Source organism: Pleomorphomonas sp. JP5, from assembly GCF_023721815.1.
Taxonomy (GTDB): domain Bacteria; phylum Pseudomonadota; class Alphaproteobacteria; order Rhizobiales; family Pleomorphomonadaceae; genus Pleomorphomonas.
The window spans coordinates 1-26,708 of sequence record NZ_JAMDLI010000005.1 but is presented as its reverse complement, the minus strand read 5'-3'; the positions used below and the strand labels follow the sequence as shown (position 1 = coordinate 26,708).

Annotated in this window: 25 protein-coding genes; 10 read left to right on the top strand and 15 right to left on the bottom strand. The window is 66.5% G+C overall.

Going from position 1 to position 26,708, the window contains the following annotated elements:
* Positions 1-63: 63 nt before the first annotated feature.
* Positions 64-978, bottom strand: a complete 915-nt coding sequence (locus M4J40_RS04995; protein WP_251752607.1) for a dihydrodipicolinate synthase family protein — start codon at positions 976-978, stop codon at positions 64-66.
* A gap of 231 nt (positions 979-1,209) precedes the next feature.
* On the opposite strand from M4J40_RS04995, the gene M4J40_RS04990 reads away from it, so the two are divergent.
* Positions 1,210-1,995 carry an IclR family transcriptional regulator gene (locus tag M4J40_RS04990; protein ID WP_251752605.1) on the top strand — a complete coding sequence of 262 codons (786 nt, stop codon included), beginning with the start codon at positions 1,210-1,212 and terminating at the stop codon, positions 1,993-1,995.
* A 1,041-nt stretch (positions 1,996-3,036) separates the two neighbouring features.
* Here the strand turns inward: M4J40_RS04990 and M4J40_RS04985 are convergent.
* Positions 3,037-3,690, bottom strand: a complete 654-nt coding sequence (locus M4J40_RS04985) for a TetR family transcriptional regulator (protein ID WP_251752603.1) — start codon at positions 3,688-3,690, stop codon at positions 3,037-3,039.
* Between the two features lie 115 nt (positions 3,691-3,805).
* On the opposite strand from M4J40_RS04985, the gene M4J40_RS04980 reads away from it, so the two are divergent.
* Positions 3,806-6,088 carry a beta-glucosidase gene (locus M4J40_RS04980; RefSeq protein ID WP_251752602.1) on the top strand — a complete coding sequence of 761 codons (2,283 nt, stop codon included), beginning with the start codon at positions 3,806-3,808 and terminating at the stop codon, positions 6,086-6,088.
* Between the two features lie 84 nt (positions 6,089-6,172).
* Positions 6,173-7,453: an MFS transporter gene (locus tag M4J40_RS04975; protein ID WP_251752600.1), complete on the top strand. Its 1,281-nt coding sequence runs from the start codon at positions 6,173-6,175 to the stop codon at positions 7,451-7,453.
* 79 nt (positions 7,454-7,532) lie between these two features.
* Here the strand turns inward: M4J40_RS04975 and M4J40_RS04970 are convergent, their stop codons facing one another.
* Both M4J40_RS04970 and M4J40_RS04965 read right to left on the bottom strand, forming a co-directional pair.
* Complete coding sequence (locus tag M4J40_RS04970; protein WP_251752598.1) at positions 7,533-8,882, bottom strand: GAF domain-containing protein; 1,350 nt, start codon at positions 8,880-8,882, stop codon at positions 7,533-7,535.
* Positions 8,879-9,349, bottom strand: coding sequence for a hypothetical protein (locus M4J40_RS04965; RefSeq protein WP_251752596.1), 471 nt, complete (start codon positions 9,347-9,349; stop codon positions 8,879-8,881). The genes M4J40_RS04970 and M4J40_RS04965 overlap by 4 nt, the downstream gene beginning before the upstream one ends.
* Positions 9,350-9,560: 211 nt before the next feature.
* Between M4J40_RS04965 and M4J40_RS04960 the strand changes: the two genes are divergently transcribed.
* From M4J40_RS04960 to M4J40_RS04950, 3 genes are all read left to right on the top strand, one after another.
* Positions 9,561-10,268, top strand: a complete 708-nt coding sequence (locus M4J40_RS04960) for a hypothetical protein (protein WP_251752595.1) — start codon at positions 9,561-9,563, stop codon at positions 10,266-10,268.
* A gap of 114 nt (positions 10,269-10,382) precedes the next feature.
* Complete coding sequence (locus tag M4J40_RS04955) at positions 10,383-10,994, top strand: YceI family protein (protein ID WP_251752594.1); 612 nt, start codon at positions 10,383-10,385, stop codon at positions 10,992-10,994.
* A 640-nt stretch (positions 10,995-11,634) separates the two neighbouring features.
* A complete protein-coding gene (locus M4J40_RS04950) occupies positions 11,635-12,519 on the top strand; it encodes an aminoglycoside phosphotransferase family protein (protein ID WP_251752593.1) in 885 nt (294 codons plus the stop codon).
* Between the two features lie 338 nt (positions 12,520-12,857).
* Here the strand turns inward: M4J40_RS04950 and M4J40_RS04945 are convergent, their stop codons facing one another.
* The 4 genes from M4J40_RS04945 to M4J40_RS04930 form a co-directional block, all read right to left on the bottom strand.
* The gene (locus M4J40_RS04945) at positions 12,858-13,001 is read right to left on the bottom strand and encodes a DUF2474 domain-containing protein (RefSeq protein WP_251752592.1); all 144 of its coding nucleotides are present in this window, start codon (positions 12,999-13,001) and stop codon (positions 12,858-12,860) included.
* Entirely contained in the window at positions 13,001-14,008 is a 1,008-nt protein-coding gene (gene cydB / locus M4J40_RS04940; RefSeq protein ID WP_251752591.1) for a cytochrome d ubiquinol oxidase subunit II, read from the bottom strand. The genes M4J40_RS04945 and cydB overlap by 1 nt, the downstream gene beginning before the upstream one ends.
* Positions 14,009-14,020: 12 nt before the next feature.
* Positions 14,021-15,451 carry a cytochrome ubiquinol oxidase subunit I gene (locus tag M4J40_RS04935; protein WP_251752590.1) on the bottom strand — a complete coding sequence of 477 codons (1,431 nt, stop codon included), beginning with the start codon at positions 15,449-15,451 and terminating at the stop codon, positions 14,021-14,023.
* Positions 15,452-15,523: 72 nt separating this feature from the next.
* Positions 15,524-16,897, bottom strand: a complete 1,374-nt coding sequence (locus M4J40_RS04930; protein ID WP_251752588.1) for a PLP-dependent aminotransferase family protein — start codon at positions 16,895-16,897, stop codon at positions 15,524-15,526.
* Between the two features lie 315 nt (positions 16,898-17,212).
* On the opposite strand from M4J40_RS04930, the gene hemA reads away from it, so the two are divergent.
* Entirely contained in the window at positions 17,213-18,442 is a 1,230-nt protein-coding gene (hemA, locus tag M4J40_RS04925; RefSeq protein WP_251752587.1) for a 5-aminolevulinate synthase, read from the top strand.
* A gap of 1,127 nt (positions 18,443-19,569) precedes the next feature.
* Here the strand turns inward: hemA and def are convergent.
* The 4 genes from def to M4J40_RS04905 form a co-directional block, all read right to left on the bottom strand.
* Positions 19,570-20,178 (bottom strand): peptide deformylase, encoded by a 609-nt coding sequence (gene def / locus M4J40_RS04920; RefSeq protein ID WP_251752586.1) that lies wholly within the window; start codon positions 20,176-20,178, stop codon positions 19,570-19,572.
* Between the two features lie 197 nt (positions 20,179-20,375).
* Complete coding sequence (locus M4J40_RS04915; protein ID WP_251752585.1) at positions 20,376-21,200, bottom strand: SDR family NAD(P)-dependent oxidoreductase; 825 nt, start codon at positions 21,198-21,200, stop codon at positions 20,376-20,378.
* Between the two features lie 64 nt (positions 21,201-21,264).
* Positions 21,265-21,651 carry a hypothetical protein gene (locus tag M4J40_RS04910; RefSeq protein WP_251752584.1) on the bottom strand — a complete coding sequence of 129 codons (387 nt, stop codon included), beginning with the start codon at positions 21,649-21,651 and terminating at the stop codon, positions 21,265-21,267.
* 113 nt (positions 21,652-21,764) lie between these two features.
* Positions 21,765-22,304: an AAA family ATPase gene (locus tag M4J40_RS04905; protein WP_251752583.1), complete on the bottom strand. Its 540-nt coding sequence runs from the start codon at positions 22,302-22,304 to the stop codon at positions 21,765-21,767.
* 568 nt (positions 22,305-22,872) lie between these two features.
* On the opposite strand from M4J40_RS04905, the gene M4J40_RS04900 reads away from it, so the two are divergent.
* Complete coding sequence (locus M4J40_RS04900; RefSeq protein ID WP_251752582.1) at positions 22,873-23,394, top strand: 2'-5' RNA ligase family protein; 522 nt, start codon at positions 22,873-22,875, stop codon at positions 23,392-23,394.
* A gap of 67 nt (positions 23,395-23,461) precedes the next feature.
* Here M4J40_RS04900 and M4J40_RS04895 read toward each other — a convergent pair whose 3' ends face one another.
* A complete protein-coding gene (locus M4J40_RS04895) occupies positions 23,462-23,704 on the bottom strand; it encodes a YdgA family protein (protein WP_251752581.1) in 243 nt (80 codons plus the stop codon).
* 236 nt (positions 23,705-23,940) lie between these two features.
* On the bottom strand, positions 23,941-24,486 hold the full coding sequence (locus M4J40_RS04890) for a TetR/AcrR family transcriptional regulator (RefSeq protein ID WP_251752579.1): 546 nt from the start codon (positions 24,484-24,486) through the stop codon (positions 23,941-23,943).
* 126 nt (positions 24,487-24,612) lie between these two features.
* On the opposite strand from M4J40_RS04890, the gene M4J40_RS04885 reads away from it, so the two are divergent.
* Positions 24,613-25,011 (top strand): VOC family protein, encoded by a 399-nt coding sequence (locus M4J40_RS04885; protein ID WP_251752577.1) that lies wholly within the window; start codon positions 24,613-24,615, stop codon positions 25,009-25,011.
* Positions 25,012-25,029: 18 nt separating this feature from the next.
* Here M4J40_RS04885 and M4J40_RS04880 read toward each other — a convergent pair whose 3' ends face one another.
* A complete protein-coding gene (locus tag M4J40_RS04880) occupies positions 25,030-25,326 on the bottom strand; it encodes a DUF1330 domain-containing protein (protein WP_251752575.1) in 297 nt (98 codons plus the stop codon).
* Positions 25,327-25,507: 181 nt separating this feature from the next.
* Between M4J40_RS04880 and M4J40_RS04875 the strand changes: the two genes are divergently transcribed.
* Complete coding sequence (locus M4J40_RS04875; RefSeq protein WP_251752574.1) at positions 25,508-25,951, top strand: SRPBCC family protein; 444 nt, start codon at positions 25,508-25,510, stop codon at positions 25,949-25,951.
* Positions 25,952-26,708 lie beyond the last annotated feature (757 nt).

The window sequence follows — 26,708 nt, the reverse complement described above, 5'->3', positions numbered from 1 at the left end:
GCTTTTCGATCAGGTTGATTCAACCTGATCAGCGGGTGCTCTGGACGACCGGCGACGCGAAACTCAAGCAGCGGGCAGCACGCCGGCGGCACGCAGCACGGCCAGAAGCTGGGCCTTGATCTTGTCCGACGGCACGAGCGACGGCGCCAGCACGGCGGTGGAAATGTCGGTGCCGGTCAGGCGGATGGCTTCCTTGACGAGGCCGAAGAACGGCTGGTCGAGGCCATAGATCGGCATCAGCTTGGCCAACTGGCGGGCGCCGGCGCGCATTGCGGCGAAGTCGCCGGCCTCGACGGCGTTGTAGATGCCGAGCGTGATCGTCGGCATGAAGTTGGCCGTGGCCGGAATGCCGCCGTCGCCGCCGATCAACAGCGTGTCGAGCATGTATTCGTCAAAGCCCGAGAACACCAGGAAGTCCGGCCGCGCGCCCTTCACCGTGGTCACCAGCGCCCGGGTGTGGCTCATGGTGTCGACCGTGTCCTTGATGCCGACGATGTTCGGGCAGGCGAGCGCCAGCTCCAGCACCAGGTCGACCGTCAGCTCCTGCCCGGTGAGGCCGGGGAAGTTGTAGAGCATGATCGGCAGGTCGACGGCGGCGGCCACCGCCTTGTAGTGCGCGATCAGGGCCGGCCGGCTCAGCGTGGCGTAATAGGGGTTGACCACCAGGACCGCGTCGGCGCCGCAGGCCTTGGCGTGCTGGCCCAGCTCGATCACCTCGGCGGTGGCCGAAGCGCCGATGCCGATCAGCACCGGCACGCGGCCGGCGACGTGGCGCACGCAGAACTCGGCCACCTCTTTGCGCATGGCAAGGCTCATGTGGCAGAACTCGCCACCGCTGCCGAGGATCAGCATGCCGTGGATGCCAGCGGCGATTTCACGCTCCAGCAGCGCGGCCATGCCCTTGGGGTCGAATGCGCCGGCCTGGTCGACGATGGTGGGAACGGGGGGAATGACGCCTCTGAGCGTGAAAGACTGCATGATCTCCTGCCGTGCTAATTGTTCTGTACTTAGAACCATGATCTCTATACAGAACAGCTAGCATTCCTGTCGGGGATTGGGCAAGGCGGAACCGCCTCACGAGCGGTCAGCATGAACGCGTAGGGTCTTCGACTGAGGAGCGCGATGGCGGTCCGGCCCGCCCTTGGCAAGGCGGTTGGTTTCCGGCTAGACCATCGCCAACCGGTTGAAAATCGGCAACGAAGGTCAACGATGGTGAACACGAAAAGCGACAGCGAACCGGGCGGGCGCCCCATGGTGCCGGCGCTTCCCAAGGCCTTCGCCATCCTCGACTTGGTGAGTCGCGAGGCCGGCATCGGCTTCACCGCCATCCAGAAGACGCTGGGGTTGCCGAAGAGCACCGTCCATCAGCTGATTTCGACCCTGCGCGAGGTCGGCGCCCTGCAACCGACGCCCGACGGCGGCTACCTGCTCGGCCTCAAGCTCGCCGAACTCGGGGCGATCGCCGCCGATCAGCGCACCATCGAACGCGTCGCCTTGCCCTATCTCAAGGCGCTGTCGCTGGATGTGGCCATGACGTGCCACCTCGGCGTGCTCGAAGGCGAGTCCCCCATCTACCTCGCCAAGGTCGAGGCCGATCAGGACATCAAGATCAACACCTGGGTCGGCAAGCGCCTGTCGCTCTACCGCTCGTCGCTCGGCAAGGTGCTCTTGGCCTGGCAGCCCGACGAGGCGCGCGAGCGGCTGATCTCGCAGATCGAATGGGTGGCCCGGACGCCGAAATCCCTGCCCGACGCCGACGCCCTGCGCCAGCATCTCCAGGGCGTACGCGCCCGCGGCTGGGCCACCGACGACGAGGAAGACATGCTCAACGTCCGCTGCGTCTCGGCCCCGGTGTTCGACCGGCAGGGCAACGTGGTGGCCGCCATCAGCGCCGTCGGCACCGTGCTGCAAGTCTCGCCGGACGACTTCCCCGACCTCGCCAAACGCATCTGCGCCGTCGCCGCCGACATCTCCAAAAACCTCGTCCACGGCTAAACCGAGCGGGCGCGAGAGCGCGGCTATCCTATTGTTATATATAAGACGACCGTCATCCTGCGCGTAAGGCGCAGGACCTCAGGACGAGAAATCTCCTCGGCCCATATCAAGCTCCCGCACCCAAGGGGAGACCGATATCACCCTCGCGCCCCATCCTGCCCGAGGTCCTGCGCCTAAAGCGCAGGATGACAATTTATGTAGAGGATACAGCGGGATAAGCCGCTCACGAACTCTCCCCACGCACGAAGCGCCGTGAATAGAGGGCGCCCCCAACACAACGCCTATCTCACTGAATTATATATCATTCTCCTGTCATCCTGCGCGTGAGGCGCAGGACCTCAGGACGAGAAATCTCCTCGGCCCATATTAAGCTCCCGCACCCAAGGGGAGACCGATATCAGCCCCTTGCCCCATCCTGCCCGAGGTCCTGCGCCTAAAGCGCAGGATGACAATTTATGTAGAGGATACAGTGGGATAAGCCGCTCACGAACTCTCCCCACGCACGAAGCACCGTGAATAGAGGGCGAAACACCCCCCAACACAACGCCTATCTCACTGAATTATATATCATTCTCCTGTCATCCTGCGCGTGAGGCGCAGGACCTCGGGACGAGAAATCTCCTCGGCCCATATCAAGCTCCTTCACCCAAGGGCGCCCGATATCAGCCTCGCGCCCCATCCTGCCCGAGGTCCTCGCCTTCGCAAGGATGACAGCTTTATATAGAGGAAACAGTGGGATAAGCCGCTCGCAAGCTCCCGTCGCGCTCTCGCCAGCCACACGCGAACATGGCACATCGAAAAGGAGGCGCACCGCTATCCGCTTGTATCATTTATATAAATTGTCATCCTTGCGCAGGCGAGGACCTCGGGACGAGAAATGTCCTCGGCCCATATCAAGCTCCCGCACCCAAGGGGAGACCGATATCAGCCCCTTGCCCCATCCTGCCCGAGGTCCTGCGCCTAAAGCGCAGGATGACAATTTATGTAAAGGATACAGCGGGATAAAGCGCTCACAAGCTCCCTCACCTCCCCCCTCTCCCCCTACCTTGCCACCACATCGGCGAAGGCGTGGTCGAAGAGGCTGTTCCATTCGTCCAGCAGGTCGATCTCGTCGGGTTTGCGCAGCCAGCGCAGTTGCAGGCCGTCCATCAGGGCCAGCACGTGGCGGGCGACATGCTCGGCGTTGGGCACGCCCCGGATCGAGCGGGCGAACAGGCCCAGCGCCATGTCTTCCCGGTCCTGGAAATAGCCGTGGGCGGGGTGCGTCGGCTCCAGCGATTCGGCGTTGAGCACGCTGTAGAGGCGGACGATTTCCGGCTGGCCGGCGTTGCGGCGGATCAGCGCGGTGCAGAGCTGGCGCAGCGTCACCGGCAGCGGATCGAGGTCGATGTCTTCCCGGCTCACCCCGAGCAGCCCGGCCAGCGCCTGGAAGTCGGCCTCGTCGCGATATTCCAGCACGGCGATCAACAGCCGCGCCTTGTTCTGGAAATGATGCAGCACGCCGGCTTCGGTGATGCCGCAGAGCACGGCGGCATCCCTCAGCGTCACCCCCCAGAAGCCCCGCTCGGCGATCAGCTGGGTCGCCGCCTCGATGATCTGCGAGCGGCGCGCATCGGCCGACTTGCGCTCGCGTGTCAGGCGGGGCGGGGGGGAAAGGGCGCGGGCCAAGGGAATCAACTCTCTTCGTAAATTCACGGATGGCCTTCTTATAGCACATCTTTTTCGCCTCCGTCAGCGTCACGCCCCGGCTTTACAGAATACCTAGTATGTATTAAGTAAGGCGCATCGCGTTACTCGAGGGAGGACCAGAATGCCCCTGAACCGCCACCACACGGAGGCGGCGCCCGATGCTGCGTCTTCGGCGCCCGAAGCTCTCAACCAAACCTTCAGCCAGGCCGTCGACCGGGTGCGCAAAGGCGCCAACCCCGCCGACGAAGCCCGCGCGCTCTATGCCCGCATGACCGCCGACGAGCGCCTGTCGCTGCTCGGCGGCGACCAGCCCTTCTGGGAAGGCATGCTCAGCCTGGTCGAGGACGGCTACAACGTCTATCCCTACGTCATGGGCGCGGTGGACCGGCTGGGCGTTCCCGGCGTGCGCTTCGCCGACGGCCCGCGCGGCTCGGTTCTCGGCCGCTCCACCTGCTTCCCCGTCTCCATGGCGCGCGGCGCCACCTGGGACGTGGCGCTGGAAGAGAAGGTCGGCGAGGTGATCGGCCGGGAAATCCGCGCCCTCGGCGCCAACTTCTTCGGCGGCGTCTGCATCAACCTGCCGCGCCATCCGGCCTGGGGCCGGGTGCAGGAAACCTATTCCGACCAGCCGGTGATCCTGGGCGAAATGGGCGCGGCGCTGACGCGCGGCATCCAGCACCACGCCATGGCCTGCGCCAAGCACTACGCGCTCAACAGCATGGAGAATGCCCGCTTCTCGGTCGACGTCACCATTGCCGAGGCCGACCTTCAGGAGACCTTCCTGCCGCATTTCAAGCGCGTCATCGATGAAGGCGCCTTCGCGGTGATGAGCTCCTACAACTCCGTCAACGGCACCTGGGCCGGCCAGAACGCCGACCTGCTGACCAAGACGCTGCGCGACACCTGGCACTTCGACGGTTTCGTCATCACCGACTTCATCTGGGGCATGCGCGACGGCGGCAAGGCCCTCGTCGCCGGCCTCGACGTCGAGGCGCCGATGCGCCAGCAGCGCGGCGAACGCCTGCCGGCCGACCTCGACAGCGGCAAGTGCTCCTGGGCCGACGTCGAACGCGCCGGCCTGCGCATCCTGAAGACGCAGCTGCGCTATTACGCCGAGCGCGACGCCGCCGACCCCGCGCCGTCGGTGGTCGCCTCCACCGATCACGTCGCCCTCGCCCGCGAGGCGGCCGGCCGCGCCATGGTGCTGCTGCGCAACGAAAAGGCCGGCGCCGCCCCGGTGCTGCCACTCGACCCGAACAAGCTCGCCTCGCTTGCCGTCGTCGGCCGTCTTTGCGACACGCCCAACACCGGCGACCTCGGCTCGTCGTCGGTGCGCGCGCCCTATGTCGTCACCCCGCTCGCCGGCCTCGGCAAGGCGCTCGAGGGCACCTCGGTGGCGCTCAAATCCGACGCCTCGGGCGATCCGGCCAAGGCCGCCGCGCTGGCCGCCAAGGCGGACGCCGCCGTCGTCGTCGTCGGCTATACCTCGGCCGACGAAGGCGAGTTCGTCGACGGCTCGGTGGCAACCCGCGCCGACCTCCTCGCCCTCTACCCCGAGGCCCGGAACGACGCGGAGCGGACCCAGCGCGACAAGGTGCTCGCAGCCCTCGGCGGCGGCACCAGCGTGGTCGGCGGCGGCAAGGCCGGCGGTGACCGCCTGTCGCTGGGCCTGCTGCCGGAGGACGTGGCCTTGATCAAGGCCGTGGCCGCCGTCAATCCCCGCACCGTCGTGGTGATCGAGACGGCCGGCGCCGTCATCGTCCACGACTGGAAGGACCTGGTGCCCGCCATCCTCATCGGCTGGTACGCCGGCATGGAGGGCGGCCACGCGCTGGCCGACGTGCTGCTCGGCAAGCGCAACCCCAGCGGCCGCCTGCCCTACCCGATCCCGGCCGACGCCAAGGACACGCCCTTCTTCGACCGCGACGCCAAGGCCATCACCTACGACCACTGGTACAGCCATCGCCTGATGCAGAAGAACGGCGTCACGGCCGACTTCCCCCTCGGCTTCGGCCTGTCCTACTCGGCCTTCCGCCTCTCCGACATGCAGGTCGACCCGGCCGGCGCCGACAGCCTCAAGCTCCGCGTCTCGGTGGCCAACACCGGCGCCATGGCCGGCCATCACGTGGTGCAGGTCTATGGCGCACGCACCGACGGCGACCGGGCCGACGAGCGCGAGCTGCTCGGCTTTGCCGTGGTGGAGCTGGCCGCCGGCGAGCGGAAGACGGTCGAGGTGGCCGCCTCGCTGCTGCCGCTCGGCCGCTGGGATGCCGCCACCCGCCGCATCCGCGTCGCATCCGGTCTCGTCCGCGTCGAAGCCGCCGGCTTCTGGGGCGATCCCGATCGTCTCACCGCCACCATCAACGTCTCTGGCAACGTCACTGGCAAGATCGCCGGCAACTGACCCCCCCCTTTTGCCGAGCCGGCCCGCCGCCGGGCATCAGCGTCTGATCCCCGGCGGCGTGGTCGATCCCTTCGGAGATTTCCCATGACCTCTGTCCCTTCGTCCGAGGGCGAAGCCGCCCTCTCCTGGTCCGCGTCCATCGGCGATGCCGAGCAGCCGCGCGTTCCCTATCGCCTGGGCATCGCGCTCTGCGCCGGCGTGCTGCTCTGGCTCGGGCCCTATTTCGGCACCGCCACCGTGCTGCTGCCGGCCCGCGTCGCCATCATCGATCCCGGCAACAAGGCCAACATCATCGCCATGCTGTCGATCGCGGCCATGGTGGTCGCCACCGTCGCCAACATCCTGATCGGCGCGCTGTCCGACCTGACGCGCTCGCGCCTCGGCCGCCGCACGCCCTGGCTGATCGCCGGCTCCGTCGGCTCGGCCGCCATGCTGATCCTGATGGGCAAGGCCGACAGCGTCGGCCTGCTGCTCGTCGAGTGGTGCATCTTCCAGGTGTTCCTCAACGCCATCGTCGCGCCGCTCCTGGCGGTGATCTCCGACCGGATCGCCCCGGCCCACCGCGGCACCATCTCGTCGATCTACGCCTTCGGCTTCACCCTCGGCCTCTACGGCGGGCAGTATTTCAACGCCCGCTTCCTCGACGACCTGATGACCGGCTTCGTCTCCATGGCGGTGCTGATCCTTTTGTCGGGGCCGCTTTCGGCGCTGATCATGCGCGAGGCCTCCAGCCGGCCGATGCCCAAGCGCGCCTTCAGCCGCGACATGATCCTCGACAACTTCTCCATCCCCCGCCGCAACGCCCGCGACTACTACCTCGCCCTGTTCGGCAAGCTGATGATCACAACCGCCACCTTCGCCATCCAGGGCTACCAGCTGTTCATCCTCACCGACTACCTGAAGGTGGCCGAGGGCGACGTCGGCCGGCAGATCGAGCTGATCTCCATCATCTTGATGGTCACGGCGCTGGGCATGGCGCTGGTGGCCGGCCCGATCTCCGACAAGATCGGCCGCCGCAAGGGGCCGGTGGCGCTCGCCGGGCTGATGGTGGCCGTCGGCGCGCTGGTGCCCTTCTTCTCCACCGCGCCCTGGACCATGCTGGTCTACGCGCTGATCGCCGGCATCGGCACCGGCATCTTCAACTCGGTGGATCAGGCGCTCAACGTCGAGGTGCTGCCCAACCCGGCCACCGCCGCCAAGGACCTCGGCGTGCTCAACCTCGCCAACACCGGCGGCCAGATCCTCGGCCCGGCCATCGCCGCCATCGCCATCTCGGCCATCGGCTACCAGATGATCTTCCCCACGGTCGCCGTCGTCGCCGTCATCGGCGTCATCATGATCGCCATGATCCGCTCGGTCCGCTGAGAGAGCCCTTCAAGTCGACACCAACCCTGCAAGGGCCGCCCCGAAGGCGGCCCTTCGCCTTTGGCGGCAAGCCAGGCCGCTACGCCTCCACCACCTTGATCTCGGGCACGCCCTCGATCACCAGCCGGATCTGTCCCCGCTCGGGGCGGAGAAGGCGCACGGGGCCGCCGCGTTCTTCCAGTCTGCGGCGCAACAGGATCAGGCGGGTTTCCAAGTTGTCCTTGAAATCGGGCAGGTTGAACGCACGGTCGCGGCGGATCTCCCGGTTGGAGAAGTCGCAGCGCCCGGTCTCGACATAGCAGCGCACGAAGTGATGCAGCAGCCGCCCCGGCACGCCCCGGATGACATAGTCGTTGTCGATGAACACGCCGCCGTCGCGCGGGAAGAACTGGAAGCTGAAGGCCGGTTCGGCGTCCACCGCAGCGCCGCTCGCCGCCGCGCCGCGCGCGCCTGTTTCCCCCACGGCATCGGTCAGTTCGAACAGGGCGAGGCTCGCCGCCAGCTGCCGGGCGACGATTTCCAGCGCCGCCTCGTCGGCATGCGAGAAGGCGAAACTCTCCTCGGACTCGGCGAAGATCACGCCGGAGAGCCGGCCGCCCGCCACCAGAGGCACGGCCATCTGGCACTGCGGCTCGGCGATGGCCGGCAGGGGAATGGCCTCGCGCGCCAGGCCGCTCGCCATCGCCACGGCCGACACGTAGCGCTGGCCGCGCCGCATGTCGGCGATGCGCAGCGTCAGGCAGCGTTCGGCGGCGATGCCGACGATGCCGTCGCCGAAGGCGATCTCCGCGCCGAAGCCGTAGTGCGGATAGCCCCGGCTCGCCACCGTCGTCAGCTTCCGTCCCTCGCCGTCGGCGAGAAGGATCATGGCGTGGCGCAAGCCGAAACGCTCGTCCAGAAGCTCCAGGCTGCGGTCCAGCAGCACCTCGGCGTCGGTGATGCGCGTCAGCTCCCCGGTCACGGCGGCGGCCTCGACCAGCAGGTCGCGGTTGGCCACCGCCTTCGGCGGCGGCTCCTCCAGCGGGGCGATGGGATCGATGCGCCGGCAATCCTCCACCCGGTAGAGGTCGACGGCCCTGAGCTTCAGCATGTGCGACTTGCCCTGCAGGCTCGCCATCACGTCGAGCTGGGCCGAAATGCGCTCGAAGATCGGGCCGGACTGGGCCGAACTCTCGAACGTCAGGTCGAGCACGTGCTGAAGGCCGGTGCGTCCGTCCAGCACCACCACGGTCGCCTGCCCGGTGGCCTGCACGTTGGCCGCCGTCTTGGAAAAGAACTGGTTGGACAGCGCCACGTGGTCGCCGTCGATGTAGTGGACGTGCGACAGATACGACAGGTTGGGAATGCCCGAGGCGTCGGTGGTGGCGATGACCGAGGGCATGATGCCCTCGAAGCTGTCGCGGATGGCCTCCAGCGGCACGCGCGTCATGGCTCCCTCCGCACCCGCTCGCCGGCCTCCGGCCCCGGCGTCTGGATGAACAGGTCCACCGGCCAGAAGCGGATGGCGACGAGGTCGGCGTTGGAGAACACCGTGGAGAGCTGCAACCGGCTGACGCCGAGATCGGCCATGATCGCCAGCATGGCGTCGAGATAGCGCTGGCCGCGCGCCTTCTGCGCCTCGGTCGCCTCGTGAACGTCGATGATCTGGCCCTTCAGCTGAAGGCACTTGTAGGTGTCCGGCTGGCAGACGGTCATGGCGATTGGCGCGCCGCTTCGCGCGTTGGCGTGGAACGCGGGCCACTGCGTCGACGAGGCCAGCAGCGTGAGGTCGCCGACATCCGGATCGAAATCGGCGCCGCAGCCCCGGCCGACATGCGCCCGCATCGCCGCGTCGCGCGTGGCGGCGATGATCATCACGTTGCCGGAGAGGAAGGCGGCGACATCGTCCTCGAGCATCGGACACCTCCGGTCAGGTCGGGGGAACCGCCGGCTTTTTAGCACGCGCCCCCGCGCCGGTACACGTGGGCGACGGGCGATAGGAAAATCTTAGGAAGCCGGCGGCCCCGTTAGCAAGCTTTTAGGAAGCCCGGTCCGTGGGCCGACTGTATTGGATCGCCTCGCCGCCCGAAAAATGGCGCGGCGATGAAGATTTCCCACGGAGACCACCATGACCCACCCAGATTTCCTGAGCCGCATTCCCGCGCTGGATGGCCGCTACGACATCTACGGCAATATTCACAAGGGCCTGCGCCGCACCCAGTGCCTTCTTCTTGCCCGTCTTGGCTCAAACGACTTTGGCGACGCCGCCGCCACCGACAAGTTGCTCGCCGATCTCCGGCGTCTTCTCGCCATGGCCGCCGCCCATGTCCGCCACGAGGACGGCGAGATCCACGCCGCCCTGAACGGGCGCGGCATCGCCACCGAACTGGTCGACGAACAGCACGAGGAGCACCGCGCCGCCTTCGCCGTCCTCGAGGGCAAGATCGCTTCCGTCGAGACTGCCCCCGCCGCCCACCGCGCCGAGGCCGGCCGCGCGCTCTACCTCGCCTTCGCCGCCTACATCGCCGACGATTTCGCCCACATGCACGAGGAGGAGACCGTCACCGCCCCGCTTCTCTGGCGGCATTTCTCCGACGAGGAACTCTTGGCGATCGAGATGCGCATCGTCGGCTCGCTGCCGCCGGAAGAGAACATGGCCTTCACCCGCATGATGCTGCCGGCCATGAACCCCGATCAGCGCGCCGCGCTGGTGGGTGGCATGCTCCAGGCCATGCCGGGCGAGGTCTTCGCCGCCGTGGTCGAGTTCGCCATCCGCCCGTCGCTGACCGAGGCGGATTTCCAGGCCCTCCGCCTCAGCGTCGGCCTCGCGGCATGAGCCTTCCGAAGACCCTCGTCGCCGCCGGCCCCGGCTCGGCCCGCTGCGTTGCGTGCAGCCGGCGCGGCGACGGTTGCCCCGGCTTCTTCCCCACCCATTTTCACGAGACAGACCATGTTTGCCAAACTGACGCTGACAGCGCTTCTCTTCGCCTGCCCCACCCTGGCGCTCGCCGCGCCAGACTCCCCCGCCCCGAGCGGCCGCTATGAGCAGGACGGCCCTCACACCAGCGTCACCTGGCGCATCGATCACTTCGGTCTCTCGCGCTACACGGCCCGCTTCGTCGGCGCCAGGGCCAAGCTCGACTGGAACCGCGAGGCTCCCGCGCAATCGACGCTGACCGTCGAGATCGACCCGCTTGAGGTCCGCACCGACTTCCCCTTCCCTCAGAAGGAGGACTTCGACGCCAAGATCGGCGCCGGCGCAGATTTCCTGGCCGGCAGCCCCATCGGCTTCGTCTCGGACCGGATCGTCGTTGACGGCGAAAACACCGGCCAGGTGTTCGGCCAGCTGACCATGCGTGGCCAAACCCACCCGGCGGTGATGGACGTCACCTTCAACGGTTCCATGGCCGAGCACCCGATCGAAAAGATCGCCAAACTCGGCTTCTCCGGCCACATGCGCCTCAAACGCTCCACCTGGGGCCTCGCCTTCGCTCTCCCGGCGCTCGGCGACGAGGTCGACGTGGCGATAGAGATCGAGTTCCGGCCGGAGAACGGGAAATAGGCGGCGAACTAGCGAGAAAAGGCCAGCGGCAAGCCGCCCCCCATATCCCTTTCCTGCGCCCCTCTCTCGAAAGCAGAGGGCCTCAGGACGAGAAACAGCAACGGCAGATATCATGCTCCCTCACGCAAGGGAGACCGATATCACTCCCTCGCCCCTTCCGGCCCGAGGTCCTGCGCATGAAGCGCAGGATGACAGCATGATGGGAGCCGGAGCCTCCTTTGGTGACCGAGAGCGCAGCGGAAACGCAACGCATCTCCTTGTTTCATATCAATTAATTGTCATCCTGCGCTTCATGCGCAGGACCTCAGGACGAGAAATCGCATTGGCCCATATCGCGCTCCCCCGAGCTCCAACGCGCCCGATATCACTCCCTCGCCCCTTCCGGCCTGAGGTCCTGCGCCTAAAGCGCAGGATGACAGCATGATGGGAGCCGGAGCCTCCTTTGGTGACCGAGAGCGCAGCGAAAACGCAACGCATCTCCTTGTTTCATATCAATTAATTGTCATCCTGCGCTTCATGCGCAGGACCTCAGGACGAGAAATCGCATTGGCCCATATCGCGCTCCCCCGAGCCCCAACGCGCCCGATATCCCCTCGCCCCTTCTTGGTCCCGTCATCAAAATCGCCCTATAGCTGTCACCATGCACAGCGACGATCTTCCGGTCACCATAACCCTCGCCCGCCGCCTGATCGCGCACGAGACGCCGCAGTGGGCGCATCTTCCGCTGCATCGGGTCAACTCCACCGGCACCGACAACGCCCTGTTCCGCATCGGCGACAAGCTCGTGCTGCGCATTCCCCGCCGGCCCTCGGCCGTCCCGGCGCTGCGCAAGGAGCTCGACTGGCTGCCGCGCCTTGCCGGCCTGCCGCTCGACATCCCCGTCCCGCGCCATCAGGGCCGCGTGAACCTCGGCATCGACTGCCCGTTCGGCATCTTCGACTGGATGGAGGGCGACATCGCCAGCCCCGACGCCATCGGCGACGTCACCGCCGCCGCCCTGTCGCTGGCCGCGTTCCTGAAAGCCCTGCGGGCCTGCCCCACCGACGGCGCCCCCGTCGCCGGCCCGGACAACCACCGACGCGGCGTTGCCCTTGAGGACATGTCCGAGGCGACGCTCGCATCCATCGACGCCGTCGCCGACGAGATCGACGCCGCCGCCGCCGTGGCGCTCTGGACGTCCGCCGTTTCGGCGCGGCACGCCGGCCCGCCGGTCTGGCTGCACGGCGACCTCAAGGCCGACAATCTGATCGCCCGGGGCGGCAAGCTCGCCGGCGTCATCGACTGGGGCCTCGCCGCCACCGGCGACCCGGCCGCCGACTACGCCGTGGCCTGGTCCTGGATCGACCCCACCGCGCGCGACACCTTCCGGCAAGCCCTCGCGCTTGGTGATGGCGACTGGCTGCGCGGCAAGGCCTGGGCGCTCTACGGCGCGGTGATCGCGCTGAGCTACTATCGCGGCGGCAGGAACGAACCGCTCTGCCGGCAATGCCGCCTCACGCTCTCAAGGCTCGCCCTGCTGCGCTGACACCCCGGAGGGAACGGCCCAGGCAGCGGGGGACATCATGATGGGAGCGGGAGCCCGATATCGCACTCCCTGAAGCAGGGAGACCGATATCAACCCCTCGCCCCTTCCTGCCTGAGGTCCTCGCCTGCGCAAGGATGACAATTTATATATATGTATCAATCGGATAGCGGTTGCGCGCACTTGCGAACGTTGCGTTCCGCGTAATGGCGGTGAAGCCGTGTGGGAGGCTTGCGAGCGGCTTCTCCCACTGTCCCTCTATATAGTTCTGTCATCCTTGCGCAGGCGAGGACCTCAGGCAGAAAAGGGTGCAACGCCGATATAGGGCACCCTCTCTCCCCTCAGCTCTTCATCCCCGCAAGATTCATCAGCAGGCGGAAGGCCATCGCCACCACGCCGAGCGCGGCGATGCTGCCGGCCCAGATGGCCACCAGCCAGCCGACGCGGCGCAGCCACAGGCCCTTGGGTGCTTTCTCGCCGGCCATCAGTGGTAGCCCTCCCCGGCTTTCACCTTGCCCCGGAACACGTAGTAGGACCACGCGGTATAGGCGAGGATGAAGGGGATGATGAACAGGGCGCCGACCAGGGCGAAGCCCATGCTCTGCGGCGGGGCTGCCGCCTGCCAGATGGACATCGACGGCGGGATGATGTTCGGCCACAGGCTGATCGCCAGCCCGGAATAGCCCAGGAACAGCAGCGCCAGCGACAGCGCGAAGGGCGCGGCGTGGGTGTCGGCGGAGAGCGTGCGGATCAACAGCCAGCCCACCAGCGCCACGCACACCGGCACCGGTGCGAGATAGTAGAGGTTGGGCAGCGCGAACCAGCGCCCGGCGATGTCCGGGTGGGCGAGCGGCGTCCAGATGCTGACGGCGACGATGGTCGCCAGCACGACGAGCGTCACCGGCTTGCCGAGCTGACGCATGCGCCGCTGCAAGCCGCCCTCGGTCTTCATCACCAGCCAGGTGGCGCCCAGGAGCGCATAGGCGACGACGAGGCCGACACCGGTGAACAGGCTGAACGGCGTCAGCCAGTCGAACACGCCGCCGGCATAGGCGCCGCCCTCCACGGCAAAGCCGTTGATGAAGGCGCCGAGAGCCACCCCTTGCGAGACGGTGGCCATGTAGGAGCCCCAGATGAAGGCCTTGTCCCAGAAGGGCTTGTGGCTTTCGTCGGCCTTGAAGCGGAACTCGAAGGCGACGCCGCGCCAGATGAGGCCGGCCAGCATCAGCATCAGCGGCAGGTAGAGCGCGCTGAGCACCACCGCGTAGGCGATGGGGAAGGCGGCCATCAGCGCCGCCCCGCCCAGCACCAGCCAGGTCTCGTTGCCGTCCCACACCGGCGCCACGCTGTTGACCATGGTGTCGCGGTCCTCGCGGTCGCGCACGAAGGGGAAGAGTATGCCGATGCCGAGGTCGAAGCCGTCCATGATGACGTACATCATCAGGCCGAAGGCGATGATGATGGCCCACAGGAGAGGAAGATCGATGCCCATGGTGTGTCCTCCTCAGTTGAGCGACGGGTCGACGTCGTCGGGGGCGGCGGAAAGCGGTCGGGCCGGCCGTTGCGCCTGTCCCCCTTGCGCTTGCCCCTTTCCCAGCGGATGGTCGCCGTCGTCGCTGGTCTCCGGCCCCTTGGCCACCAGCTTCAGCATGTAGCGGACGCCGGTGCCGAACACGGCGAAATACATGACGAGGAAGGCGATCAGCGTCGCCGACAGCACCGGCGCCGAGTGGTTGGACACGGCATCCTTGGTGCGCATGACGCCATAGACGATCCACGGCTGGCGGCCGATCTCGGTGGTGTACCAGCCAGCCAGGATGGCGATCAGGCCGGATGGCCCCATCCAGGTGGCAAGGCGCAGGAACCAGCGCTGCTCGTAGAAGCTGCCGCGCCAGCGCAGCCAGGCGCTCCAGAGGCCCAGCACCAGCATCAGCATGCCCAGACCCACCATGACGCGGAACGACCAGAACACCACCGTGGAATTCGGCCGGTCCTCTTTCGGGAACTCGCTGAGGGCCTTGTACTGGCCGTCGAGGCTGTGCGTCAGGATCAGGCCGCCCAGCCGGGGGATTTCCAGCTTGTAGCGCGTCACCTCGGCCTCCATGTCGGGCCAGCCGAACAGGATCAGCGGCGCGCCGGCGCCCGGCTCGTTGCGCCAGTGGCCTTCCATGGCCGCCACCTTGGCCGGCTGGTGCTCCAGCGTGTTGAGGCCGTGCTGGTCGCCGACCAGGATCTGCAACGGCGTGACGATCAGCACCATCCACATGGCCATGGAGAACATGGTGCGGATGCGCGGCGTGTTGTTGCCCCGCATGAGATGCCACGCCCCGGACGCGCCGACGAACAGCGCCGTGGCCAGGAAGGCGGCCACCACCATGTGCGCGAGGCGGTAGGGGAAGGACGGGTTGAAGATCACCTTCAGCCAGTCCACCGGCACCACCACGCCGTTGATGATCTCATGGCCCTGCGGCGTCTGCATCCAGCTGTTGGAGGCGAGGATCCAGGTGGCGGAAATCAGCGTGCCGAGCGCCACCATGAAGGTGGAGAAGAGGTGCAGCCCCGGCCCCACCTTGTTCCAGCCGAACAGCATCACCCCCAGGAAGCCCGCTTCCAGGAAGAAGGCGGTCAGCACCTCGTAGGCGAGCAGCGGGCCGGTGATCGAGCCGGCGAAGGAGGAGAAATAGCTCCAGTTGGTGCCGAACTGATAGGCCATGACCAGCCCCGAGACGACGCCCATGGCGAAGTTGACGGCGAAGATCTTCGACCAGAAATGATAGAGGTCGCGATAGACGAGATCCTTCTTCCACAGCCACATCGCTTCCAGCACCACCAGATAGCTGGCGAGGCCGATGGTGATGGCCGGAAAGACGATGTGGAAGGAAATGGTGAAGCCGAACTGGATGCGGGCCAGTTCCAGCGCGGTCAGGCCGAACATGGCGCGCCCTCCGTGGGTTTGGCGATCGTCGTGGGGGTGGATGTGAACAAGGTCATGGCTGTGTCCTGAACCTCAAACGACCGCGCGGGTGGCAAAGGCCGGCTGGGCGATGAGGCTTGAAAGCTGGGTCAGCCCGTCCTCGAGGTCGCCCCGGTCGGGCGCGACGCCGAGCGAGATGCGCACCGCCTCGACAGGATGGGCGACGGTGGCGAAGGCCGAGGCAGGCACGATGGAGACGCCGGCGCGGTCTGCATGCTCGGCGAAGTCGGCGGCCCGCCAGTGCGCCGGCAGGCGCAGCCACAGGTGATGGCCGCGCGGGTCGGCGGCGTAGCCGGTGCCGAGGATCGACGCCGCCAGCGCCTGCCGCGCCTCGTTCTCCGCGCCGATCGCGCCGGCCAGTTCGTCGAGCGCGCCGTCGACGATCCAGCGGCTGACCAGCGCCGACATCAGCGGCGGCGCCATCAGGCTGGTGGCGCGCAGCACGCCGGCCAGCCGCAAGGCGGCGGCGGCGCTTGGCGCCAGCACATAGGCGACGCGCAGCGCCGGTGTGGCGCATTTCGACAGGGTGGCGATGTGCCAGGTGATGTCGGGCGCCAGTTCCGCCATGGTCACCAGCCGGTCGGGCCGAAGCGGCGCGTAAGGGTCGTCCTCGACGATCGTCACGCCATGCCGGCGGGCGATGTCGACGATGGCGCGGCGGCGCGCCTCGGGCAGCGTCGCCGTCGTCGGATTGTCGATGCTGGGAATGACGTAGAGAAGCCGGGGCGCCCGCTCGCGGCAGGCCGCCTCGAAGGCCTCGGGCAGAATGCCGTCCTCGTCCATGGCGAGCGGCGCGAGGGTCAGCCCCCTTTCGAGGGCCACCGCCTTCAGCCCCGGATAGGTCATCGCCCCGGCGGCCACCACATCGCCCCGGTCGAGCAACAGTTCGCAGAGGGCGAACAGCGCGCTTTGCGCCCCGGCGGCCACCACCACGCGCTCGGCCGCCGCGCCGGCAACGCGCCGCGTGAGCCAGCTGGCGCCGGCCTGCCGGTCGGCTTCCGCCCCGGTGCTGTCCTGATAGTGCAGGCGGAGGAGGCCGTTGGGGCTGCCGAGAACGCCGGCGATGCCCTGCGGCATCAGCTTGCGGAAATCGAAGCTGGCCGGCTGCGGCGGAATGTTCATGCTGAGGTCGATCGGCGAGGAAGCGGCCACGCCGCCCTCGCCGTCCGCCGTGTCGCTGATGAAGGTGCCGCGCCCGGCCTGCGCCGCCACCAGCCCGCGCCGCCGCGCCTCGTTGAAGGCCCGCGTCACCGTCGTCAGGTCGACGCCCAGCGCTTCGGCAATGGCCCGCTGCGCCGGCAGACGATCGCCGCGCGCCGCGCGCCCCGACCGCACGTCGGCCTCAAGCGCCTCGACGATGCCGAGATACTTCGCCCGCGCGCCCTCGATCAGTCGTGGCTTCCACATGGCGCCCTCTTTGTATGGCACGTTCACATACAAAAACGCTACCATGTATGGCCGATAAAGGAAACCCCTTACACCGCCGCCCACTGTCTGACAGCCCCAGACGATAGCGAAGAAATCACCGATTTTCCGCCATTTCACGCCCTTCCATTGCCCCAGGAAACTTGAGCATAGCAGCCATGAATATTCGGAGCGCATAGCACCATCGCCGGCATCCGGCTTGCGCTGTATGGAATCAATCCATACACATTACCGCAGAATGTATGGCCGCACCCACGGGCGCTCCCATCGCCAGCCCCACCCGACAAGGCATTCGACATGGACACCAACCAGCATTTCAACACCCTGCTCGCCGACATGAAGCGCGACGGTCGCTATCGCACCTTCGCCGAGCTGGAGCGTATCAACGGCGCGTTCCCCACCGCCCTCTGGCGCGGCCCCGACGGCAAGACGCGGCGGGTTACCGTCTGGTGTTCCAACGACTATCTCGGCATGGGCCAGCACCCCGAGGTGCTCGACGCCATGCACGCCGAGCTCGACCTGTCGGGCGCCGGCGCCGGCGGCACCCGCAACATTTCCGGCACCAACCGCCAGCATGTGGCGCTTGAAGGCGAGCTGGCCGACCTGCACGGCAAGGAAGCGGCGCTGATCTTCACCTCCGGCTGGATCTCCAATCTGGCGGCGCTCGGCACGCTCGGGCGCGTGCTGCCGAACTGCGTCATCTTCTCCGACGCGCAGAACCACAATTCGATGATCGAGGGCATCCGCCGTTCGGGCGCCGAAAAGCGCATCTTCCGCCACAACGACGTCGCCCATCTCGACGAGCTGATGGCCGCCGTCGACGCCGACCGGCCCAAGATCGTCGCCTTCGAGAGCGTCTACTCGATGGATGGCGACATCGCGCCCATCGCCGCCCTCTGCGACGTGGCCGACAAATACGGCGCCCTCACCTATCTCGACGAGGTCCACGCCGTCGGCCTCTACGGCCCGCAAGGCGGCGGCATCGCCGACCGCGACGGCCTCGCCCACCGGCTGACGGTCATCGAGGGCACGCTGGCCAAGGCCTTCGGCATCATGGGCGGCTACATCAGCGGCCCCGCCGCGCTGATCGACGTCGTCCGCAGTCTGGCCGAGAGCTTCATCTTCAGCACCTCGCTCCCTCCGCATCTCGCAGCCGGCGCGCGCGCCGCCATCCGCCACGTGCGCACCCACCCCGAAGGCCGCGCGCGGCAAGCCGCCAACGCCGCCCGCCTCAAAGCCATGCTGATGGAAGCCGGCCTGCCGGTGCTCGACACGCCCAGCCACATCCTGCCCGTCATCGTCGGCGACGCCCACCTCTGCCGCCGCATCAGCGAACGCCTGATCGCCGACCACGACATCTACGTCCAACCGATCAACTACCCGACGGTGGCGCGCGGCCAGGAACGCCTGCGCATCACGCCAACACCCTTCCACACCGAAGCCCACATGCGCACCCTCGTCGACGCCCTCCTCGCCATCGGCCAGGACCTCGGCTGGCCCGCCACCCGGCTGGAACACTCGGCCTGACCGGCGCGCAACTCTATCTATTTGTTTTATATCAATAAATCCGCCATCCTGCGCTTCAGGCGCAGGACCTCAGGACAAGAAATCTCCTCGGCCCATATCAAGCGCCAAGAACCACGGGGAGCCAGATATCAACCACAGCACCCCATCCTGCCCGAGGTCCTGCGCCTGAAGCGCAGGATGACAAATCTATATATGTAACAGTTGGATAGCGGAGCGCATGCAGCTGAGAACGCTGTACTCCGCATCACGGCAGTGACGGCGGTTTATGGCCTCGCGGGCCGCCTATCCCACCGCCCCGTCTATATAAATCCGTCATCCTGCGCTTCAGGCGCAGGACCTCAGGACAAGAAATCCCCTCGGCCCATATCGCGCGCCCGCACCCAAGGGGAGCCCGATATCACCCTCGAGCCCCATCCTGCCCGAGGTCCTGCGCCTAAAGCGCAGGATGACAAATCTATATATGTAACAAATGGATAGCGGAGCGCATGCAGCTGCAAACGCTGTACTCCGCATCACGGCGGTGGCGACGGTTTGCGCCCTCGCGGGCCGCCTACCCCACTGCCCCGTCTATATAAATCCGTCATCCTGCGCTTCAGGCGCAGGACCTCAGGACAAGAAATCTCCTCGGCCCCTATCAAGCGCCAAGAACCACGGGGAGCCAGATATCAACCACAGCGCCCCATCCTGCCTGAGGTCCTGCGCCTACGCGCAGAATGACAGGATGGGAAGGGCGCCCGATATCACGGCACAGCGATGCCCCCCCTTACGACCGCCATTACGCGAGCCGCTAACCATCTGTTTCATATCAATTAATTGCCATCCTGCGCTTCAGGCGCAGGACCTCAGGACAAGAAATCTCCTCGGCCCATATCAAGCGCCAAGAACCACGGGGAGCCCGATATCAACCGCAGCGCCCCATCCTGCCTGAGGTTCTGCGCCTACGCGCAGAATGACAGTGTGATGGGAAGGGCACCCGATATCACGGCACAGCGATGCCCCCTTACGACTGCCATTACGCGAGCCGCTAACCATCTGTTTCATATCAATTAATTGTCATCCTGCGCGCAGGCGCAGGACCTCAGGACGAGAAATCGCATCGGCCCATATCAGGCTCCCCGCCCCCCCCCTCAAGCCTCCTCCGCCACCGCCTTCAGCCGTTGGTCCATCTCGGCCATCGCCCTCAGAGCGCGCCGCCGCAGGGGATGATCGACCTCCGGGCTGTCGTCGAGGTCGATGAACAGCTTGCCGTTGAGGTGGTCGAACTCGTGCTGGACGATGCGGGCGGCCAGCCCCTCGTAGGTGGCGACGTGGGCGGCGCCGGCCATGTCGCGGTAGCGCACGGTGACCTTGGGGTGGCGCAGCACCTTGGCCGAGCGCCAGCCGGGCACGCTGAGGCAGCCTTCCTCGCCCAGCACCGAGGCCTCGCCGAAATACTCGACCTCCGGATTGACGAACACGGTGGAGGGCAGGATCTTCATGGCCGTGGCGATGAACAGGCGCCAGGAAATGCCCACCTGCGGCGCCGCGATGCCGACGCCGCCGGCATCGAGCATGCACATCCACATTTCCTCGACGAGATGCTTCAGCGTCTCCGTGCCGATCATCTCCTCGGGCACGGGCTTGGCCACCATGCGCAATACCGAGTCGGCGATCCTGAGGGTCGTCGGGCTACCGGTCACGATGGATGCGCGCGCGACAGTGAGGGGGAAATCTTCGTCAACCTGCATCATCGTCATGGTCACGCTCCGTGTCACAGTCGCTAGCGAGCAACTCCAGCAAAAGTGGGAACCGGTTTTGCGCCCGGAGTTGCGTAAAAACAAAGAGATAGAGCATGTTGGCGAACAGGGTTCGCCGGACGTGCTCTAGGCGCAGCATAACGATCAACACCGCCCGCCGCACCATCCGCCATTTGTCGATGGGGAGGCCGCCCGGATCACCCCAGGAACGGCGCCACCATATCCTCGCTGCGCTCCCACAGCGCCCGCGCCACGCTTCCGTCGTCGCGGAAGGCGACGGGCATGCGCGCCCGCTTGAGATAGACCTCGCCCGGCTGCCAGTCGCGCCCCGGCGCGCCCTCGCAAAGCGCCACCAGCCGGCGGGCGCTGGTCTCCGGGCTGATGGTGGCGAGGTAGCGCAGCGGCGTGTGGTAGAACCAGCGCATGAAGAAGGTGGTGTCCTCGGCGAAGTTCGACCGCACGAAGCCCGGATGGAAGGCCACGGCGGCGATGCCGTCGGCGCGGTGCCGCCGGTCCAGCTCGCGGGTGAACAGGATGTTGGCGAGCTTGCTGCGGCCATAGGCGCTGGTCGGCGAGTAGCCGCGCGTCTGGTTGAGATCGTCGACGTCGAGCCCCCGCCCCCAGACGTTGGCGGCAAAGCTCGAGGTCTGGATCACCCTGGCGTCGCTTGCGGCCAGCCTGTCCATCAAAAGGCGGGTCAGAAGGAAGCCGGCGAGGTGGTTGACCTGAAAGGTCTTCTCGAAACCGTCCTCGGTGACGGTGCGCGGCCCCATGATGCCGCCGGCATTGTTGGCGAGCACGTCGATCCGCTCGTAGGCGGCAAGCTCGCCGGCCAGCCGCTTCACCTCCGAAAGGCGGGCATAGTCGGCGACATGGAACGGCGCGTCGATCTCCCGCGCCAGCGCCTCGGTCTTGGCCGGCGAGCGCCCGACCAGCACCACGCGGTGCCCGCCGGTCTTGAGCTGACGCGCCGCCGCGGCGCCGATGCCGTCGCTGGCGCCCGTGATGACGATGGTCTGCATGCCGTCCTCCTCGTTCAGAGGGCCAGTCTACGCCATCCGCCCCTTCCCGCCCATGGCTACATGCCTACGGCGTCCGCCGGCAGGGGTCGACGTCCTGAGGCCTGAGACGCCCGGCCTTGATGTCCTTCCAGTAGGGAATGTTGGGGTCCGGCCCGCCGATATGGGAATCGTAGACCTTGCGATCCATCGAAATCGGCCGGCCCGAGCTGGAAAACCCATACATCTTCTTGTCGTCGATATAGGCGGAGGCAAAGCCGATCGGGCAGAAATACGTCTTGTCCCCCTTGGTGACGTTCCAGCCCAACCGCCCGGACTTGCTGTTGGTCAGCTTGCTGACCTTGAAGCCCTGCCGCACCAGATTGTCCATGGTCTCGGCGCTCGAAACGGACGGCGCGACAAACACGCCGAGCACCGCCACGATCGCCAGCCCCTTCAGAAAACGAACACCCATCGATCCCCACTCCCCAACGTCCAACTCAGGCCGCCACAATCCAGGATTAGCACCCTTAAACCCTGGCGGGTACCCTTGTTACGAATGCTTAGTCACAGCCCGATGACGCCCATCTACCGCCCCACCCGCTCCATCACGAAATCGGCCCGCGCCTCCACGCTGGCCAGCGGCAGCGCGACCACCTCGTAGCCCAGCGCCTTGTAGGTCTCCTCCATCATCCTGGCGGTCGCCTCGGCCTCGGCCTTGTCCTGCTTGCGCTCGGCGTCCTGGGCGAAGATCGCCTCCCAATAGGGGGCGAGGAAGACAGTGCGGTTGTAGCGGAACCGCCGCGCCGCCACCTCGACGTGGGCCGGCACGTCAAGGCCGATCAGCGTGAGGTAGCCGGCGATGTCGGGGATGCCGCGATCCATCACCACCGGCCCGGCCATCGCCTCGGCCTCGTGGAAGGAGCGCAGCTCCCAGCCCAGCATCAGCTCGGCGTAGAGGGCGCGGTCGGCCCAGGGCAGCGCCGTGCCGCCGATCGCCACCTGATCGCGAATGATCGCCCGCCCGGCCTCCGGCATGCTGGCGACGCCGCGCCGCGACAACGCCTCGATCAACGTGCTCTTGCCCGAACCGGGGCCGCCGGTCACGACAAACAAATGGTCACACATGTGCCATCCTCGAAATTGGATCTGTAAGAGCCTGTCTCGAAACTCGCTGGCGTGAGGCAGATGGCGACGAGTTTGAGTACCGGAGCGGAGCGAACTTGAGGTTCGTGAGCACCGGAAGCGCAGAACTCTAGGCCAAATGCCCATGCCAGTAGAGTTTCGGGGCAGGATCTGGGGAGGTTTGCGCCGGCCGCCGCCCGTCATCATCCGGGGGCATCGCCAAGCACGGAGGAAGGGTAACCGGAGAGGCGGCGATCGGCAAGGGGGCGACAGTCATCGAGGGCTGGCGTCGCGTGATATCGGCCGCTTGCTCCACCTTCCCGAGGTCCTGCGCCTTCGCGCAGGATGACGAAATTATATAATTTGAACAATCGGTTGCCGAAGCCGCCCTATCCATCAGGTCGTCATCCTGCGCGAAGGCGCAGGACCTCGGGACGAGACGTCGCACCGGCCCATATCACGCTCCCTGCAACAAGGGCGCCCGATATCAACCTGCCGAAGGAACTCGACCGCCCGCCCGCTCCGGGCATAAGCTTGCTCAGCCTGCGAGGAGAGGACGGAGCGTGAGCCAATGCCCCATGCCATCAGCATCAAGTGCCAGAACGCCACGGCCGCTCCGATCCTGAAGCTCTGGGACGAGGCGAGCGCCTTCGAGGTCAGCGGTTCGATGGCCGCCCTCGACTACCCGCCCCACCTCACGCTGGCCGTCTTTCCCGAGCATCCGGGCCGCGTCGTCGACGCGCTGGACGAGGTGTTCGCCGCCCAGCCCAAGCTGACCATCGTCTTCGACGGCGTCGGCTACTTCGACAACGATCCTCTGGTGCTCTGGGCCAGACCGCGCCCCGATGCATCCCTGATGGCGCTTCACCACAGGCTGCATCGCCACATCGACCCCGCCCTCTGCGACCCGCATTACCGCGAAGGCAACTGGGTCCCACACTGCAGCCTCGCCACCAGGGTGCCGCGCGCCGAGGCGACCGCGGCGATGGCGTGGGCCGGGCGGAAGCGGCTGGACTTCGAGGTCGACTTCGACACGGCGGACCTTGTCGAGTTCCTGCCCGTCAGGGTGGAGCGGAGCTACCGGTTGCTGTGAGAGGCCATCGCCGCCGCTGGCGCGCCAGCGGCAGGCAAGCCCCCCGCTCTCGCTCGATTCCCCAACCTCACTCGATCCAGCTCTTGCCGTCTTCGGCGCTGCATCCATAGGGCGGCAGCACGGCGCCGAAGGTCGCCTTCAGCCTGTCGCAGCCCCACTTGCGCAGCGGCAGGGGCATGCGGCTGTTCAGCTCGATTCCCACTTCGTCATAGGGGCCGTCCGTGTTGCTCACGTAGCTATACCAGCGCCAGCCGAGGGTGACCGCCGAGGCGATGACGATGACAAGCACAATGGACAGAAGCTTTCTCAATCCGAAACTCTCCGCGTTCATTCGGCAAGGCGATGGCGCCCCACCCCTCCATAGCTGCTTTTCGCGACGCCGGCCAAGGGGCGCTCGCGCCACGGTCTACAGCTTTATCTGACCGCTCAATCTGACTGAGTATTCCGCTCGTTGCTCAAACTGGGCCTGGCTCCGGGCGCGAAGTTCAGGACACCTTACCCGCAATGCCTTCGCCCCCCGACCAACCGCCCAAGCGCTTCAGGTTGCTACCCCACCACGATCCGCACGATCTCCCTCACGAAGCCGTCGGTCAGCGGCTCGCGGGCGAACCAGCGGCGGAAGAACAGCGGGCCGATCAGGGCGGCTGCGAGGGCGGCGACGTCGGTGTCGGCGGGGAGTTCGCCCCGGGCGATGCCGCGCCGGATCGCCGCCTCGAACGGCGCCGAATAGCCCTGTTGCAGGCGGCGATACATCTCGGCCATGTCGGGATCGCGCTCGCCGGCATCGACGATCGACGGCAGCACGGCGGTCCAGCGCGCCGTGGTGAGCGCCTCGGCCAGGGCGCCCATCAGCGCCGCGATATCCGCCCTGAGGCTGCCGAGATCCGGCGTCGTCTGCGGCGTGCCGATGTTGGCGCAGGCGTCGCGCAACAGATCGGTCCGGGACGGCCAGTGGCGGTAGATGGTGGTCTTCGCCACGCCCGAGCGCCGCGCCACCTCGTCGACGCTGACGCCGGAGTAGCCGCGTTCGAACAGCAGATCCGACGTGGCGGCCAACACCGCCGCCCGCGACCGCCGCACCCGTTCGTCCATGACCTCCGCCCCTTCGGAAGCGTCCCCACGCGCGGCCCCCATCGCACCCCTCTCGACTCTTTCGCTACGATACCGTATCGTAGCATATCCATCGGCCACAGTTAAGCCGCCCCAAGGGAGACAGTCATGAAGTTCGCCTCCACGCGCCTCATCGCCCATGACATCAAGTCCATGGTGGCCTTCTACGAGATGGTGACCGGCCTTGCCGCCGACTGGCTGGCGCCGGTGTTCGCCGAGATCGTCACGCCGTCGGGCACGCTGGCCATCGGCGCCGAGGACACCGTGCCCCTCTGGCAGCCGGGCGCTGCCGAACCGGGCCACAACCGTACCGCCATCCTGGAATTCCAGGTGGACGACGTCGACGCCGCCTATGCGCGCCTGAAAGACAAGGTCACGCTGGTGCACGACATGAAGGTGATGCCCTGGGGCAACAAGACCTTCCAGTTCCGCGACCCCGAGGGCACGGCGGTGTCGCTCTACATGCCCGCCACCGACGCCGCCCGGCAGCGCTTCGCCGCCCGCTGATCCGGGAGCGGTGCGCTCCTACCCCTCGTCTTTCCCGTGCAGCAGGATGCTGTCGCACCGGGCGCCGGCAAGGCGGTGGACGACGATCTCCTGGTAGTCTGGCGAATTGTACCAGGCGAGGAGATCGGCCTCGGAGGGGAAGCGGATCAGCACCGAGCGGGTGTAGGGCCACGCGCCTTCCAGCACGGTCGGCGCGGCATCGACCGCGAGATACTCGCCGTTGAAGCGGGCGAACACGGCGTCGCAGGCGTCGAGATAGCGCTGGTATTCGGCCGGGTCGTCGATGCGGATCTGGGCGACGAAATAGGCGGTCATGTCGGTCCTCCCGCCCCCTTCTACACCATGGAGCGGGCGTCGCCGTCCGGTGCGATCCATATGCGCCGCCCGCCTCCCATCGGCGAATCCCCGGTTCCCCCCGACCGTGCTATGGTCCATATGAGGGAAAACACATAGGCCCGGCGCCTCACATGCGTTTCGCCTCGGAGGAGGGACGACCATGACCAGCACCGTGAAACTCCACCGCGTCTTCACCACCCGGCCCGAGAAGATCTACCGGGCCTTCGTCGAGCCCGACGCCCTGGCCACCTGGCTGCCGCCCAACGGCTTCACCTGCACCGTGCACGAGCACACCCCGGCGGTCGGCGGCACCTACCGCATGAGCTTCCGCAACTTCACCACCGGCGCCAGCCACGCCTTCGGCGGCACCTACCAGGAGCTCGTGCCCGGCGAGCGGCTGGTCTACACCGACACCTTCGACGCCCCCGGCCTGCCGGGTGAGATGACGGTGACGGTGAGCCTCACCGCCGTGTCGGTCGGCACCGACGTCACCATCGTGCAGCAAGGCATCCCCGACGCCATCCCCCGCGAAGCCTGCTATCTCGGCTGGCAGGAATCCCTCCGCAAACTCGCCAAGCTGGTGGAACCGGAGATCATCGAGTAGGGGCGAGAGGGGGGGGGGAAGCCAAGATCAAGCGGCGAGCTAACAAATTGTTTTATATCACTTAATGTTATCCTGCGCTTTAGGCCGCGTGCATTCGCGCGCGAATGCACGGTGGACCTCGGGACGGTAGAGCGAGCGGCCGATATCGGGCGCCCCTCACCATGAGGAGCCCTATAGAAGCCCAGAGCCCCTTTCTGCCTGAGGTCCTCGCCTGCGCAAGGATGACAATTTATATAGAGGAATCAGTTGGATAACCGGTGCGCCACCATTGGGAGCGCATCGAGCTGCCTTATACGGAGGGAGAAACCTCAGAGGCTAGGCGATGCGCTCTATCCCATTATTCCATTTATATAATTTGTCATCCTTGCGCAGGCGAGGACCTCAGGAAGGTAGAGCGAGCCGCCAATATCGGGCGCCCTTCAACATGGGGAGCCCTATAGAAGCCCAGAGCCCCTTTCTGCCCGAGGTCCACCTTGAATTCGCGCGCGAATTCAAGAGGCCTGCGCAAAGATGACAATTTATATAGAGGAATCAGTTGGATAACCCGCGCGCCACAATGGGGAACGCATCGAGCTGCCTTATACGGAGGGAGAAACCTCAGAGGCGAGGTGCTACGCCTGTCCCATTGCCCCATTTATATAAATCGTCATCCTGCGCTTCAGGCCACTGCTGTCCGGTTTAAATCACTGGACAGGGTGCATGGCATTGATTCTACTCGTCTTCAGACGTTTAGCCGCGTTCTGGACACGAGCAGGAG